Source organism: Paenibacillus algorifonticola (assembly GCF_000971975.1).
Taxonomy (GTDB): Bacteria; Bacillota; Bacilli; order Paenibacillales; family Paenibacillaceae; genus Pristimantibacillus; species Pristimantibacillus algorifonticola.
In genome coordinates, this window is the sequence record NZ_LAQO01000018.1 from 113,177 (window position 1) to 128,696 (window position 15,520).

The window sequence follows — 15,520 nt, forward strand, 5'->3', positions numbered from 1 at the left end:
ATTTAGCTCTGAACGGATTCTGACCGCAGTGCTGAGTGGAAAATTTTTCTTTTGCCAGCTTGCCTGTTGTTGACGCCTTCCTTATTCTCCATTACTATAGAAAATAGTGATTGATAATGATTTTCATTATAACTGGAGGCTAGCTCAAATGTCTGAATCCTTGGAATTATTTGATGTAACGATTATTGGTGGAGGCCCTGCGGGCATGTACACTGCTTTCTATAGCGGAATGCGCGATTTGAAAACAAAACTGATTGAAGCTCAAAATGAGCTTGGCGGCTTTCTGCACACATACCCGGAGAAAATGATTTGGGACGTCGGCGGCATTCCACAGATGCGCTGTGACAAGCTGATTGCTTGGCTGGAGCAGCAGGCACGCACATTTGACCCCACTCTCGTGTTCAACCAAAAAATCGTTGGCGTCGTTAAGCAAGAGGATGGAAACTTCCTGCTTACCTCGACAACTGGCGAGCAGCATCTATCGCGTACGGTCATTGTGACCGTAGGCCGCGGCATCACGCAAATTCAGAAGCTGGATATACAAGGCGCTGACCGCTACGAGGTAACGAATCTTCATTACACCATTCAAGAGCTTGTATCGTTCCGTGGAAAAAGAGTGCTGATTTCCGGCGGCGGCAATTCCGCAGTCGATTGGGCGAATGAGCTTACGAGCATCGGGGCAGAGGTTATCGTTATTCATCGCCGCGACCAATTTAAAGCGATGGAGAAGCATGTCGCGGATATGATGGCAACCGCCGATGTACGTACGCCTTATTTCGTCAGCCAGCTGAACGGGCAAGGAGAGACGATTCACAGCGTTACGATCACTCATGCCGAGACGGGCGAAACCGAGGTGCTCGACGTTGACGCAGTAGTCGTCAACCATGGCTATACGAGCGACTATGGCCCGATTGCAGAATGGGGCATTGAGCTGGGCGAATGGGCGATCAACGTCAGCAACCGTCTGGCGACGAATGTACCAGGCATTTTCGCTGCTGGCGACTGCGTGCATTATGACAGCAAGGTAAGGCTGATTGCCGGAACGTTTACCGATGCTGTACTTGCCTTGAACAGCGCCAAGCTGTATATGGAGCCGGAAGCGGATCAATACGCCTACGTTTCCTCCCATAATGTGCGCTTCAAAGAACGTAATAAGCAACTGCATATCGCTTCTATTAAAGCGTAATGCTCGCAGTATTATAATGCTGCTGCTTGTGTTTAGCCCCTGTCCGGCTCTATCGCCGGATGGGGGCTTTTGCTTATGATGAAGCCCATTCCAGAAACTCAAGACGGTTTCCAAAAGGGTCGTTTAAGTAGAAGCGCTTGACGCCTTCATCTGTTCTGGCTTCGTCGTCGATCACTTGAATGTGATGCTGAAGCAAATGGTCACGCAATTCCTCTAGGCTCTGTACGTGGAAGGCAGGATGGGCTTTCGTTGCTGGGACAAAATCCTGCTGTACCCCAATGTGTACTTGATGGGTGCCGCATTGAAACCAGACCCCGCCACGTTTTTTTAACGCTTCCGGCTTTGGAATTTCCGTCCACCCCAATAAGCCGTTAAAAAAGCTTATTGCCTCTGTTTCGCAGCCTTCCGGGGCTGCAAGCTGAATATGGTCAATGCCATAAAAATGATAAGCCATGTATCTCGCCTCCTGTTTCATTAAGTGAAACCTAGTTTCATTTTATAAATCTATTTTAAAGCTGTTTCCAATAAAAATCCAGACTATTTTAGTAATACGTATGCGCAAACGGTTTATAAATATTTGTACAGCTTAACGCAAAATGCCGATTTGTCGGAGGAGCTAACGCAGGAGACGTTCTATCAAGCGATGAAGGGCATCCATAACTTTCGCGGTAATTGTAAAATGTCTGTCTGGTTATGCCAAATCGCTAAGCGCGCGCGGTATAGGGAGCTTAATAAAAACAAAAAGATGCCATCCGTTTCCTTGGATGCATGTGATATTCCTATTTCTATGGGGCAGCAGGTCGAAGCAGATATTTTACATAAGGAAGATAAGCTTTCCTTGTTTCGTATGCTGCATCAATTGGATGAAACGACGAAAGAGGTTATGTACTTGCGGCTTTCCGGCGAATTAACCTTTGCCGAGATCGGAGAGATTTTGGGGAAAAGCGAAGCTTGGGCCAGAGTAACCTTTTACCGCGGCAAGCAAAAAATGATGAAAGGAAGCGTATAATGGGACAACAACTAAATTGCCATATTGTGCAGGATTTGCTGCCCAACTATATCGAAGGGCTGACAAGCGAAGGTACCAATGAAGCAATCCAAGAGCATCTAGCTTCTTGCAGCGATTGTAGGCAGGTACTGGACAGCATGATGACTGAGACAGAGGGCTTTCAGGCAGCCCCACAGAAACAGATCAATTTTCTAAAAAAAATCAAACGAAGACAATGGATCGTAGCTGGTATCAGCGTTTGTATCGCCGTCAGCATTTTGCTGGCAGCCTTCTATTTTTTCGGCACGAGGAAATTTCCTATAGCCAGCAGTGATGTCACCATCAGCGATGTCTATCAAATGAAGGATGGCTCCATTCATTTCCGAATTACGGCCCATGTGAATGGCTATTTAAGCAACGTCGGCTCGCTAGTCGATACAAATAGAGAAGTACACAGAATCTATGAGCGCAGGCGTTTTTTCTCTGAACAGGACAAGAAACCTGAGAAATTGCCAGAATATTGGTCTACACTGGACAGCCCCGACCCCACTCAAGAAAAAACAATCATTTACTACCAAGGCAAGGACGACAGCGACCGTCTCGTCATTTGGGAAAAAGGCATGAATATTCCTAAAGCAACCGCCGAGCAAGAAGCTGCCTATGAACGTACGAATCCAAAGCCTGATTTCTAGGTTCTTACAGCAAAAAAGTCCGTTACGGCTCAATACGCCATAACGGACTTCTCTATATGTGTCTTTCCTATTTTGCGAAGCTATGATTGCCGATCGTCGTAATGACTTCCAGACTGTCCCAGAACGCGCCTTGGGACACATTGGGGTTAAAGAAGTAGACTGCATTTTGCACATTGTTTTTGCCGTTCAGCGCTTCCTTAGCTGCGCGCAGGGAGCCTGCATTTGGCTTGCTTTTGTCAAGGAGGCCATTGTGGGCTGGCGGGAATTGTCTCCCGGAATAAATCACTTCACGAATCGTGTTCGGAAAACGGGAATCCTTCACTCTGTTCAATATGACGTTCGCCAAGGCAAGCTGCCCTTGATACGACTCATACCCTGATTCAACCATTGTAATCTTGGCAAGCAGCGTCAAGTCCGCTTCTGTGAATGGGTCAGCAGCGTGATCGAAAATCGAAGGAATAATCACTTTAAGCTTCGTACCCGCTTTAAGCTTCGCCTTGCTATCCAGCCCGTTGCGCTTAAGCAGCTCCGACTTGCTGCTGCTCGTTTCCTTGCTAATCTCGTCTAGTCCGTATTTGTCCGTTACTACAGCAGGCTTCACTGTAGCGAGCTCAATATCGCCTGACCCCGCATTCACTTGCAAATCGGCATGCAGCATTTCCGCTAGCTGGCGCAGGGATGCATACAGTCTGCCTTCAGTCAAAACAGGTGCCGCATCCATCACGTAGCGCTCATCGTTGAAATAGACAACGGGCACTCCGTCTCCGAGTACGATTTTATCATTTAAAGCCGTAATTATCGTTACTTCCTCATTGTCACTATCCCAGCTCGAATTTGCACTGAACAGTTCAGCGATGCGGGCTACTGGCACATACAATCTTCCATCAAGTATAAACGTAGAATCATTCAGCAATACTTGCTTGCTGTCGAGTTTAATCTTCGCTTCATCAGCTGCCGAAACGCTTGCCAAGGGCCCGATGCATAGCAGAAGCATTCCCAAAACCATAGCGAATATTAGCCGTTTAACCGGCCTGCTCTCTCTAATCATACGTACCTCCCAGAATATTGTGGTCGTATTTCACTTGAAGCGATGTCAGCAAACCGTCGCAGCGCCTCATCTAAAATACGCCCTAGCTGGAGCAATCTCCCAGCAATCTTTCTCTGGGCAAAATTATAACACAGCTAATTAGGGCTGTAGGATTAACATTTTCACAGAATTAATAAAAGGCTTGTTCCACCCTCTACTCAAAAACATACAGCGGAAGCGTGAAATAGAAGGTGCTTCCTACTCCCAGCGCACTCTCCACATGAATTTTCCCCTCATGATATTGGACGATTTCTTTGGCAATCGCAAGGCCGATTCCGCTCCCCTGAACCGCCTGCCGATCGTGCTTCTCCCGAAAGAAGCGGTCAAATACAAACGGGAGCGACTCCTCCTGAATGCCTGCTCCATTATCCTGAACACGTATGGTGAGCTGGCCGATGGAACCGTCATCGCCTTCCCATTCTTCAATCGCACAATGAATGCGTATTTGGCCTTCCGCCCCTGTATGCTGAATGGCATTGAACACCAGGTTGGTCAGCACTTGCGTAATTCGGTCCATATCAACAACCACATGGTATTCGGACAGTTTAGCTGAATCAAATGCCAGCTGAAAATCATAATGCAGCCCGGCGCGTACGACATCAAGCATAAATTTATCCTCGATTTTGGCAATCAGCTCCTGGAGCGTCATCATTAGGAAGATCATTTCGGATTTGCCCGACTCCAGCCGCGACAGCTCGAATAAATCGTGTATTAAACGGTTTAAGCCAAGCGCTTTGACCAAAACCATCTGCAAATATCTTTTTTTATCCGCTTCCTGCTCCACTAGTCCAGAAACTATCGCTTCCACATAGCCTTGAATCGCCGTCATCGGCGTGCGAAGCTCATGGGAAATATCGCTGAGCAGCCGCCTGCGGGAAAGCTCCAGTCGGCTTAAATCTTTATTTTTCCGCTCCAATTCCACCGTTCGCTCATGAATGCGATATTCCAGATTGGTGTTCAGCTCGGAAAGCTGCTCGTTTAACTCTGCAAGCTGCTGCGCATTCAGGCTCACTTCCTGAACGGACCTTTTTAACAGCAGCAGCGTACGGACTCGGCTCACGAGCTCATTGCGTCCAATCGGCTTCGAAATATAATCATTTGCTCCAGCACTGAAGCAGGCCTTAATCGTATGATCCCTGCTGCTTGCTGTCATAATCAATATGGGCAGCTCAATTAAATTGTACTTTTCTCTAATCAGACCGCATAGCTCATAACCGGACATGCCTGCCATCATCAAATCGGCAATAACCAAATCCACCTCATGCAGCTCATCCATGCGCGCTAACACCTCAGCGCCGCTAGTGGCTGTCTCGAATACGCATGGCAGCGGTGCCAGCTGTTGAATGACCACTTGCAAATTCACCGGTTCATCGTCCACAATGAGCACGCGATAGGGGCGCTGCACAGACAGCTCTGCACCGCTTCTATCCCCTATTGGAGCGTAGGAGGCTGCTGCCATCGATTCAGCAGCTTGTGGCTTCTTATCAGCCATGAGCGCCTGTCTGCCCACCTTCGTCTGCTCCGGCAGCGATCCAGCCGAACCATTCACCGATTGATGACGAATCGTAAAGCTGAACAAGGAGCCCTGCCCCACCTTCGACCATACCGTAATTTCCCCGCCATGCAATTCGACGAGCTGCTTCGTGATTTTAAGGCCAAGTCCTGTTCCCGTATCGTCAATCGATTCAAGCTTCTCAAACGGGTTGAAAATCATTTCAAACTTGTCTTCCGCTATGCCGATGCCAGTATCCTCTACGTGAATTTCCACATGGTCGCGGAAATGCTGCGCACTTACCGTCACATGCCCGGAAGGCGTATACTTGATCGCATTGCCTATCAAATTAAACAAAATTTGCTGCATTCGGTTTTCATCGGCAAAGATCGGCGGAAAATCCGTACCGATTTGATTGATCAGCACTAAATTTCTGCCGGTCACCAGCGGCTTGACGACGGTCAGCACAACCTGCGCAAGCTGATGCAAATCGATTTTCGCAATATGGAGGCGCATATCATTATTATTTAATAGAGCATAATCCAATATATCATTAATTAAATAGGACATGCGCTGCCCGCTCGATACAATCATGTTCAAATGCACACGCTGGCTGTCTTCCATCCGGTCATGCATGCTGTACAGCAGCGACTGCGCCAGCCCAATAATACCGTTCAGCGGCGTGCGGAGCTCATGAGAGGTGTTCGCCAAAAACTCATCCTTCACCTTATCCAGATCGAGCAGGCGGGCGGATAAGCGCTCATTCGTTTTAATGGCATTGGAAAATTTGATCGACACAATAATGGATAAACAAATAATTAAAAACAGCAGCCCATATGGAAAATAGATGCCGGTTCTAATCGTGTCATTGCTCATCAAAATATCGTTGACGACCGTTATGAAGAAGACGACGGTGCCCGTCAGCATCAAATTTGCACCTGACAGCCTGCTAATGGCAGCTTTAAATACATACTGAATGAGTACAAATCCAATCACAATCGCATATACCTGCATGACAATCGCCAGCTTCGTAAACACTTGAACCGGCGTCACAATAATAAACAAGGTAAGCAGCCCGCCCGGAATCCACAACATATTGCGCATCCGTTTTGTCACTTGGCCCGGAAAGCTGTAATAGAAAAACAGCACAAATAGCGGGGCGCTCCCGAGAAAGCCCAAATATTCAATTTTAACTAAAACATTATCGTTTAGGCTTTGAAATAAGACGGATAACGTGTATTGGGATTGGGAGCTGTTTTTCATAGCCAGCAAAACACAAATAAGGCCAAAAAATAAAGATTCCCAATTTTTACGCAAGAGGATAAATAAAACGATGTGGTAGAGCCCCATAATGAGCATGCAGCCAATTAACATACTCTCGAACACGAGCTTCTTTTTCATATACTGATCCAGGCTGTCGTATTCCCCCAAAGTTAGAGAAGCAAATAAACCTGCTTTTCGCTGGGTGTAGTTAGACACTTGAATGACAATGTCTGCCTGCGTTTGCCCTACTTCCAATCGAAGCAGTGACGGCACCATATAAGGTATCGCCTCCGTCTCGCTTCGGCCTACGATTCCACTTTCGGAAACGAGCTTCCCATTGATCCAAATGCGGTGGGCAGACGTTATTCCTTTAGCAACAAGGCCCAGCTCGGTGTCCGTCTGCGGCAATTGTACGACAAGATGATAGGTGGCGTAGCCCTTGCTTGTGTACTTTTGTCCGTCAGCTCCATGCTTGCTCCATGAGCTGGGCACTTTTATGTAGCCGGACTTGCCAGCGCTCCCCGCTGTAAAATCATCAGGCTCCAGCAGCTGATTCCAGTAAAATTCCCATTCGCCGTCCAGCGAGCTGCCATTGCCAGCAATCTGATCCCGTGCGGTGATCGACAGCTTCCCCCTGCTGGCTTCGGGCTTATCCTTATCCAGAGCAGAATTAAAAGTCATCAGTATAATGAATATAAATGAAGCTAGCGCTATCGGAACGAAATAATAGAGGAAAGGCACACGTTTCTTCATGGAAGCTTCACCGATGATTACCCCTTTTTTACAAAATAAAATTGCCGGAGCAATAGCATCCGCCTATGCATCATAACATATCATTTTTTTAAAATATAAGAATTTATAAGTTTCATACTTATAATGGGCTTATATTTCAACGCGAAACGATAGCTTTGCCGTCAGAGGACGGCGACAGTCGTTTACGCTTAATTATCAAAGTTTTCAAGCCGTTTTTGAATTTCCTTCTGCTCCATATGGAGATAAGTATTCATCCACTGGTGGAGATGATAGCGCTGCGGAGCGACGGCAATGGCGATATCATCATCGTGATCGTCCAATTGCACGAATTGCAGCTGGAGCGAATACGACGGATATTTTTTCAAATAACGGGAAATTTCAAAAGCATCATAAACGGCAGCTAGCACATCCCCTTGCCGCACACCATCAAACAGCTGAGCCGAGTTTGGATAGCCCACCTGATTTTGATTCGGAAAAAGCTCACGCGCAAAGCCCGCATAAGAGGTGCCCGCCACAATGCCAATCCGTTCTCCTCGTCCTTGAATGAGGGTAAGGGGATCAGCACCATCGCCTTTTTCAGTAATCGCTGCAAGCTGTAAACGGTTAATCAGCAGCGCTTGTTTCAAATTCAAATAGGCATCGGAAAATAACACCCGCTTCGCCCGTTCCAATGTGATGCTCAGCTTGGAAACCCCGATATCCACCTCTCCGGTAGATACTTGATTAATGACTTCATTAAAGGATGCCGCTGTACGGATAAATTCGGCTTGTACGCCAAGCTTAAGAGCGATATCGTTTGCAAGCTCAACATCGCTTCCGCGCAGCACCCCCTGATCATCCACATAAAAAAACGGATAGCGGTCCTCCTGATAAAGCGCTACCCGCAGCTTGCCTCTGCTCAAAATGTCCCGGATATCCTCCGGGTAAGCCTTTAATTGCTCCTCTGTATAAACTGGGAGCTCCGTTTTACTTGCACCATTCTCCTCCACTTCCGCTTTAGCAGCCGGAGCGGCAGAACTTACGGGAAGTGTGCCGGAAGCGGCTGGGCTTGCTGCATGAGCTTGCTTTTCTGACGCCAATTGATAGGCCTGTTGTGACATGCTTGCACATGATGCCGTAATAATGCCTATTACCAACACCAAAAACAAGCAGAAGGCCAAGCGATCGTATTTGCCGATCATTGCTGGCCATCCTCCCCTCCATGCGAAACTTGAGTTTTGCGAAAGCATACTGCGCATACGGTCATGTCATACACAGCGATACGAACATGGCAAAGCTTGCAGCGCGGAATAGAGACGGTCGCCAAGCCGCCAACAACCTCTTCCAGCTCCTCTTCCAACAGCTCATCTGCCTGCCCATTTTCCTTTTTCTGATCGTTCTCAGCCTGCTGGTACCCCATTGCCCCGCCTCTTTCAAAGGTTACCTTAAGCCGCGTCCTCACGCCCTGCTAGAGAACAGACTGAATACCGTAACCCCATGTCGTATTTTGACCGCTCATGCCATGACCGTAATCAAGAAGCAGGCCGAGCCCGTGGGCGAGCTCCTCCAATTCCGGCACCGGCGGTTTTAATGCATAAATATCAAACGGCTTGCGGTTATTTCGTCCAGAGGCCGCTTTTTTCTCCATTCGAAAATACCCAAATGTCAGCGCATTTACACTGACGCGGAACGGTGACAGCTCCTTGGCGAAGCTTTTGACAAAAGCGAGCGCTCCCTGGTTATATACCGGGGATGAAGGAAAGCCGTCGTAATGCAGCGAATCTGCCAGCATCGGCACGATGATCTGACCCCGCTGCTTGCGCGCCATCACGCTCCCTGCCGCCCGGCTGTACAAAAACAGCTCACTTAGAAGGCTATAGCTCTTCAGGGCGAACTCGGCAGGATCATGCTTCAACGCCTCCAGCTCGTCCACCCAATCCTGACCATGAATATACAGGTCAAGCCCTTGCATCTGCTCGGCACTGCCCGTTATCAGCGACTCGACTGCTTTCATTTGCACGTCTGGCGCAACGATCGTTTGAATTTGTTCCTGCCATTGCGGCGGCAAATCTGCCCTGAACTGCTCCGCCTGCTCAGGCACCATGAAGCTCGCCGTAACCCGAATGCCCCGCTGCAGCAAATACAACGCTGTCGCTGTGCCCGAAGCCGTTTCGGCATGATGCAAAAATGCGGTTTTCATCATTGTTTCCCCTCCTATTCCAATCAAGCTTAACGCAAAAAGCCGCCATCTATTTTCAACGTTTGACCTGCGTGATAACTAGCCAGAGGCCCCGCCAAATACATAACCGCATCGGCTACCTCCTCAGCTGAACCGAGCCTCCCGGCTGCCGTGTGCTTTAAAAAATCGGCCATTTTCTCTGCTGGCACGCTTTGGGCCATTTCGGTTTCAATCATGCCTGGCGCAATGGCGCTAACTTGAATGCTTTGCGAGGCATAAAGCCGGGCATACAGCTTCGTTAGGCCCATAATCGCGCCTTTGGAAGCCGCGTAGTTCGTCTGGGCTTCGCGGCCGTAAATGCCGCTGACGGACACCATATTAATAATGGCTCCCCTCCCTTGACGCAGCATATAACTGACCGCCTCCTGCGAGCAGCAGCAGGTACCGATAAAATTCGTGTCCAGCACCTCATTCCACTGCTGCTCTTCCATAAATAGCGCCATTTGATCATTCGTACGTCCTGCATTGTTGACCAACACATCCAGACGGCCATACGTTTCGAATAGGTCTTTCATCACATTAGCTACAAAACCATGATCGCTGACAGAGCCTTTGTATAAAATAATCCGTCCGCCAGCTTCCTCAGCGGTGCCCCGCAGCTGCTCCGCCGCCTCGTCATCCCGCACATAAATGCCGGCAACGACAGCTCCTTCTGCAATGAATCGCAGGGCGATGGCCCGGCCAATGCCTCGTGTTACGCCAGTAATCAAAATGACGTGATCACGAAAGGTCATAGCCCCTCGGTTCCCTTCTGCTGGCTTGCCATAATCAGCTCGGCAATGGACTGGACATTTTTCAAATGAATTTTTAATTCATCTGCCGGAATTTGCTCCACCATCACCCCGTACAATTCCTCCATGCCCACCATCACCTCGAACGCTTCTACCGAATCCAGGCCCAGCCCTTCACCGAATAAAATCAGATCGTCCGTAATTTCCTCCGCTGTTATATCCTCAAGCTTTAGCCTGTCAATTAGCAGCTTTTGTTTGATTGTCTGCTTAATGGTATCCATATCTAAAATCTGCTCTACGCCCATACGTATGCGCCTCCTAGGGTATCAACCTGTTTTTGTTTTGAAAATGGCTGCCGCGTGCAAGCGCCTGTCAATCGTTCCATGCGCTTACAACTGCCGCCGAATAGCTGCCGTTGACCGTCGAGCTTACCGCCAAAACATGCTGAAGCTGAGCCGTTTGCTGCGGCACACCCAGCTGGGCATATGCGCCGCTTGCCATTTCACTTGCGGCTACACCGCTCACAAGCTCCGCAGCCGCAGCAAGATGCAGCATTGAGCTGTAGGATTCGCCGAAGCCGGCGTATTCATTGAAGCTAAGGATTGGCGGCATCTGATCGACTGCGGCCATAGAGGATAGAGCTCGGCGCTCGCCCTCTGTTTCACCAGGCCTGCCGACCGTATTCAGCAAAATCAAGTCAAGCTGCGCCATGCCAATTCCCGCTTCATTTAATGCATCCGCTACCGCTCGGCAAAGCGTCGCTTCCTGCTGGGGACTATTTGCTGCTGTTCCAAATGCGGTGCCAAAGCCGCTTAATTCCGCATAAATGCTGGACTGCCTTTGCACGGCTTGCTCCCGATCACAAAGCACCATACAAACGCTGCCCTCCACCATGCGAAAGCGGCTTGCCTGCAGCCCTTTGGCACGGTCAATGTCTCTCGACAGCGCCGAGCATTCATCTCCCGCTCCAATGAGGCAGGAGGATAATGTACGCTCGCGGATTTTGCCTGCTGCATACAGCGCAGCGGTTAGACCCTCATTGCCTCCTGTGCTGAATGAGCTGTTGAAGCCCAGAAGCTTCAGCTTTTCCGCTGTCTGCCCGGCAATTGAATTAATAACGGTATGGGGAAAATAAATGCTGCTCGCATATTCCGGCCCTTTCACAAACACCGACTCCAAGTATTGAGAAATGCTGTCCGTACTGCCTCGGGCTGTGCCAAAAATAAAGCCGAGCTCTTCCTTCTCCACCTCGGTTATTTGTGCATCCTCCAGTGCAGCAAGTGCTGCTCCAATCGTATTTTGCGACAGCTGATTCATTCTGCGCTCATATTTGCTTTTGTCATATTCCTTCAAGGAAAAGGAGGAAACGCCGGAGGCTTTCGAGGAGGCCTGCTCTGCAAGCCAATTCACGATGCCGCCCTTATGAATTTGACCGCCGCCAACAGCACCAAGCCCAGTAATGACAACGCGCCGCTTGGCGTGCTCTGCCAGACTTTCCCTATGCGGCGTCGCTGCTTCGCTCAAGTCCGTCCGCAGCACTAATGAAACGTTGTGTCCGCCAAAGGCGGCATTATTGCTGACGATATATTTCGGACGCATCGGGCGCATGCTGTGCTGAATAATATCCGCCTCTTCGCAGCCTTCGCGCGGAGTGTCAAAATGCAGCGTCGCCGGCACATAACCCTGCTTGATCGCATAAAGCGAGGTCACAAGCTCCAGCGCAGCAGCGGTTCCCAGGCTGTGCCCAAAATACGCTTTGCTTGAGCTGACCGGAATGGTCAGCTGCTCGCCAAAGCTGCGTTTCAAACCGCTAATTTCAGCGCGGTCATTCGCCTGCGTTCCGGTGCCGTGCGCGTTCACGTATTCAATATCCTGTTTGGCAACCTGCGCAAGGCTCAGGGCCATATCCACCGCCCGCTGCATCCCTGCGCCTTCCGGATGCGGCGCCGTCATATGATGGGCATCATTGCTCAGCCCATATGCACATAGCTCCGCATAGATGGTCGCCCCGCGCTGAACGGCGGCATCGAGCCGTTCCAGCACGACAAATGCCGCGCCTTCGCCCAGATTAAGGCCAAAGCGGCTGCCGAACGGCGAGGATAGCAGCGGATTAAGCGCCCGGAGTACATTAAATCCGGCATATACACTATGCGACAGCGGATCAGAACCGCCTGCGAGCATGACATCGGCATATCCCCAGCGAATCATGTCGCTGGCATAGCCGATTGCATTACCACTAGCGGCACATGCCGTATTTAACGTCGCCACCGGTCCCTGCACGCCTAGCAGCCGCGCAGTATCATCCCCCTGCTGATAAAACGGATAATTAGCTGTATTCTCCTCATCCAGTGCCGACAAATCCCATTGCTGCTCCAGCGATAATATGCCGCCGTTGCACGTTCCAAGCGACAGCCCAATCCTTGAGGCCGGGATCTGGAGCACAGCAGCAGTAGCAGCGACATTCACTGCATTCACTGCATTCACTGCATTCACTGCATTCACTGCATTCACTACATCTGCCTGCGCAGCGGCATCTCCTTGTACTATAGCAAGGCCGCTGCTATGCAGCGCCTGCTTGGCAGCCGCAATCGCATACCGCGCACACCAATCCATTGACTGTTCTGCGGTATTTGCGAGTGCTGCGTCCCGCCACGCTTCGTCCAATTGTCCTGCAAGCGAGCTTAACAACGCATCCGTCTTAAAGCGGGTAACTGTCCCAATCCCTGTCTCTGACGCGAACATTCGCTCAAAGACGATCTGCGGCTCATTGCCGAGCGCGCACAAAACTCCTATACCCGTTACTGCTATACGATGGGCACGTTCACTGTCCTTCATGTTCATTCCCCCAAATCCCTACTTCAATGACAAATAACAAATCCGTTTCTCGCTCGTCTTCCATGAATAAGGTGCAAGCCATTGCTGCGCGAGCTTCATCATGACCGGGGTTCCTCGGTTCACCGTAAAAATGCCGTAGGGAATGCCCGCTTCCAATTGAAGGCGGATCGACCTGGCCAGCATATAGAAAGCTAAGCCTATCTGCTGATATTCCGGTGAAATGTATACCGCATCGTACAATATCGTATCCTCGGTCAGCCGGTACGTCATCGTCCAGCCCTGAATCCCCTGCTCCGACAATAGTCCAAGGCTGTTGCTAGGCTCCAAAGGCGCAAAGGTTTTGAACGGCGACAGGAAATCTGGAAAAACAGCTGCTGCCGCTTCAATAGATTGTTTAAGCTCCTGTTCCTTCTTATCCGCCCATAAAAACAGCTCTAGGCCGCTTGGCAAAGGCCGTTCCCGCAGCCAGCTTGCGCGGGAGATATCGCTATTGATATGGAAAACAACCGCTTCACATAATGGCTGTGTCCAGCCTTCTTTTTGCAGCCACGCTTCTATCGCTTCTGTGGAGGACTTTCCGGAATAATAATAAACTTCAAGGCTATGGATTTGCTTCTCAAGGCATAGGCTTCGCACTTCGCTCAGCATGGAGGAGGCGATTCCCTTCCTGCGCCATGGTTTTGCGACGAACAGGCATTGCAGCATCGCATGCCGCGCTCCTGCCCCCTCACGCAGCTCCAGCACAGCCAAACCAACCGGAGTATCTGCCACTTCCGCCCCAATCAACATAAAGCGGCTTTGCCCCTGGCCGCTCCTGATACTCTGCTCCAATTGCAAATAAAGCCACTGAAACATGAGCGGCTTGTATTTCAATCTGTCAGCAGGCGTTAATCTCTTAATCTTGTACATGAGGTTCCTTTCTGGCTGACAGAAGTGAAGCCGTTGCGCAATTAATCGAAACATTGGCTGCCGTAATAATGGGATCGATAATCGGGTTGATCGCCAGCAATAAAATGATCGTCACTTCGGCCGGAAGCTTCAGCATCCCTGCTATAATGGCAATCATGCCAATCGATACGACGCCCGGAGAACCAGCCCCTGCGATAGAAGTCAATACAGCCCCGACCAGCACCAGCAACCACTGCATAATCGTAAAATCGTATTCATACAATTGAGCGGTAAACGCAATGCCTAGCGTATAGACAAGCACCATGCTGTAACGGCACATAATCATGCCAATCGGTACAACCAGTTGAATCGCATGCGACTGCAGCTGCAGCTCTTTGCTTAAAGCATGCATACAGGATGGAACGGTAGCAATGCTGTTTCGCGTACCAAACGCTAAAATTAGCGACTCCTTTAAAGCGCCGATGACCACCCTTAAAGGCTGGCGCAATTGCAACGATAATACGACGACGGAAACGATAATTAAAACGAAACTAACGAGATAAAACATCATAATCAGCTTCAGCATCGCAGGCAAAATGTCCAAGTTCAAAGTGGCAAATTGTCCAGCCATCATGCAAAATAAAGCAAACGGCAGCGCGTACATGGACCAGGAAATCGCCTTTTGAAAAGCACGGAACAAAACGTCCGCCAGCTGCAGCACATCTTCCCCTTGTCTCGTTCGCATCATGCCGACGGCCACTCCGACGATTACGGAGAAAAATAAAATTTGCAGCGTATTGTTTTCCATCAGTGCTGTAAAAATATTGGACGGTATCATGTCGAGCAAAAACAGCAAAATGCCTTGCGATTTCTCCTCTTCCACTGGCACTCCATTTGTACTGGAGTCATTGACAATCGCACCCAGCACCTGCTTCGATTGATCGGGCAAGCCTGACCCCGGATGTCCAATTTCCCCAAATACCAGCCCGAATACGCCGGAAATGACGAGGGCAGCGGCATAGACCAAGCACATGCGTCCGATCGTTTTCATTGCGCCGCTTTTGATGAATAAGCTGCCAATGCTGGAAATAATCGCGGTCATCATAATCGGAATGACACACATTTTCAGAAAGGATAAATAAAGATCGCCGAAATCCGCTACAGAATGAGCGATGCCCGGCGCATACAGGCCAGTAGCTATACCTGACACCATGCACAGCATAATCATCCAGAAAGATTTGATCCATTTAAATGAAGAAACGGATACAACTGACACACAAGCACCCTCTTGTTAGGCATTGCGACAAAGCAGCTTCCACTGGCAATCACTCGCCAAACGCTGTCCCTCTCATCGCTTCTCTATAAATTTGGAGCGACATCACGCCTG

Annotated in this window: 14 protein-coding genes; 3 read left to right on the top strand and 11 right to left on the bottom strand. The window is 49.6% G+C overall.

Annotated elements, in window-relative coordinates; all coding sequences use genetic code 11:
• Positions 1-148: 148 nt before the first annotated feature.
• Positions 149-1,186 (top strand): NAD(P)/FAD-dependent oxidoreductase, encoded by a 1,038-nt coding sequence (locus WH37_RS22470; RefSeq protein WP_046232882.1) that lies wholly within the window; start codon positions 149-151, stop codon positions 1,184-1,186.
• Between the two features lie 73 nt (positions 1,187-1,259).
• Here WH37_RS22470 and WH37_RS22475 read toward each other — a convergent pair whose 3' ends face one another.
• A complete protein-coding gene (locus WH37_RS22475; protein WP_046232883.1) occupies positions 1,260-1,640 on the bottom strand; it encodes a VOC family protein in 381 nt (126 codons plus the stop codon).
• Positions 1,641-1,688: 48 nt separating this feature from the next.
• Between WH37_RS22475 and WH37_RS22480 the strand changes: the two genes are divergently transcribed.
• Positions 1,689-2,195, top strand: a complete 507-nt coding sequence (locus tag WH37_RS22480; protein WP_074904904.1) for an RNA polymerase sigma factor — start codon at positions 1,689-1,691, stop codon at positions 2,193-2,195.
• Positions 2,195-2,866, top strand: a complete 672-nt coding sequence (locus WH37_RS22485; protein WP_046232885.1) for a zf-HC2 domain-containing protein — start codon at positions 2,195-2,197, stop codon at positions 2,864-2,866. The genes WH37_RS22480 and WH37_RS22485 overlap by 1 nt, the downstream gene beginning before the upstream one ends.
• 67 nt (positions 2,867-2,933) lie before the next feature.
• Here the strand turns inward: WH37_RS22485 and WH37_RS22490 are convergent, their stop codons facing one another.
• The 10 genes from WH37_RS22490 to WH37_RS22535 all read right to left on the bottom strand — a co-directional run bounded on the left by WH37_RS22490 (position 2,934) and on the right by WH37_RS22535 (position 15,409).
• The gene (locus tag WH37_RS22490; RefSeq protein ID WP_046232886.1) at positions 2,934-3,914 is read right to left on the bottom strand and encodes a cell wall hydrolase; all 981 of its coding nucleotides are present in this window, start codon (positions 3,912-3,914) and stop codon (positions 2,934-2,936) included.
• A gap of 193 nt (positions 3,915-4,107) precedes the next feature.
• Complete coding sequence (locus WH37_RS22495) at positions 4,108-7,461, bottom strand: ATP-binding protein (RefSeq protein WP_046232887.1); 3,354 nt, start codon at positions 7,459-7,461, stop codon at positions 4,108-4,110.
• 188 nt (positions 7,462-7,649) lie between these two features.
• Positions 7,650-8,642, bottom strand: a complete 993-nt coding sequence (locus tag WH37_RS22500) for an ABC transporter substrate-binding protein (RefSeq protein WP_052737151.1) — start codon at positions 8,640-8,642, stop codon at positions 7,650-7,652.
• Positions 8,639-8,860: a hypothetical protein gene (locus WH37_RS22505; protein WP_046232888.1), complete on the bottom strand. Its 222-nt coding sequence runs from the start codon at positions 8,858-8,860 to the stop codon at positions 8,639-8,641. The genes WH37_RS22500 and WH37_RS22505 overlap by 4 nt, the downstream gene beginning before the upstream one ends.
• 48 nt (positions 8,861-8,908) lie before the next feature.
• Positions 8,909-9,643 (bottom strand): SDR family oxidoreductase, encoded by a 735-nt coding sequence (locus WH37_RS22510; protein ID WP_046232889.1) that lies wholly within the window; start codon positions 9,641-9,643, stop codon positions 8,909-8,911.
• Between the two features lie 26 nt (positions 9,644-9,669).
• Entirely contained in the window at positions 9,670-10,413 is a 744-nt protein-coding gene (locus WH37_RS22515) for an SDR family oxidoreductase (protein WP_046232890.1), read from the bottom strand.
• A complete protein-coding gene (locus WH37_RS22520) occupies positions 10,410-10,715 on the bottom strand; it encodes a phosphopantetheine-binding protein (RefSeq protein ID WP_052737152.1) in 306 nt (101 codons plus the stop codon). Before WH37_RS22520 ends, WH37_RS22515 begins: the two co-directional genes overlap by 4 nt.
• A 67-nt stretch (positions 10,716-10,782) precedes the next feature.
• Entirely contained in the window at positions 10,783-13,245 is a 2,463-nt protein-coding gene (locus tag WH37_RS22525; RefSeq protein WP_046232891.1) for a beta-ketoacyl-[acyl-carrier-protein] synthase family protein, read from the bottom strand.
• 18 nt (positions 13,246-13,263) lie between these two features.
• A complete protein-coding gene (locus tag WH37_RS22530; RefSeq protein WP_046232892.1) occupies positions 13,264-14,154 on the bottom strand; it encodes a GNAT family N-acetyltransferase in 891 nt (296 codons plus the stop codon).
• Complete coding sequence (locus WH37_RS22535; protein WP_046232893.1) at positions 14,141-15,409, bottom strand: dicarboxylate/amino acid:cation symporter; 1,269 nt, start codon at positions 15,407-15,409, stop codon at positions 14,141-14,143. Before WH37_RS22535 ends, WH37_RS22530 begins: the two co-directional genes overlap by 14 nt.
• Positions 15,410-15,520 lie beyond the last annotated feature (111 nt).